The organism is Cupriavidus sp. SIMBA_020 (assembly GCF_046535395.1).
Taxonomy (GTDB): Bacteria; Pseudomonadota; Gammaproteobacteria; order Burkholderiales; family Burkholderiaceae; genus Cupriavidus; species Cupriavidus campinensis.
Genome location: NZ_JAWRWU010000221.1, coordinates 1 through 335 on the forward strand (window position 1 = coordinate 1; position 335 = coordinate 335).

1 protein-coding gene is annotated in these 335 nt (G+C 54.9%); it reads right to left on the reverse strand.

What is annotated here, in order from left to right:
• Window positions 1–327, reverse strand: a 327-nt coding sequence (locus SB751_RS28920) for a tannase/feruloyl esterase family alpha/beta hydrolase (protein WP_410748899.1), incomplete at its 3' end; no start/stop codon positions are given.
• Window positions 328–335: the final 8 nt, after the last annotated feature.

Here is a 335-nt window from a genome sequence, read left to right on the forward strand (position 1 = left end):
ATCAACGCAACTAAAGTTATCTGCTGAGTTCACATCGCCCGTGCCGTTGTATTTGCTGACCTTGGGCCACGGACACAAAGGCATCGTGCGCTCAACCTTACCCGTCGGAAGATTGCCTGCGTACTTCGTCGCGATAATCTGATTCGGTACCCGGCCCTTTTCGACCCATTGCTGCGCGGTGGCCAATATGTCTTTGGTGGGATCATCCGGCGCGGTGGGGAATCCGGGATTCAAGTTGCCGAAGACGTTTGGTCCAACGCCGCCACCACAATGATCCATCCCAGGAGCGGCGAATAGTTTCATGAACTGGTCAGATTGGCCAGGCATCACCTTCT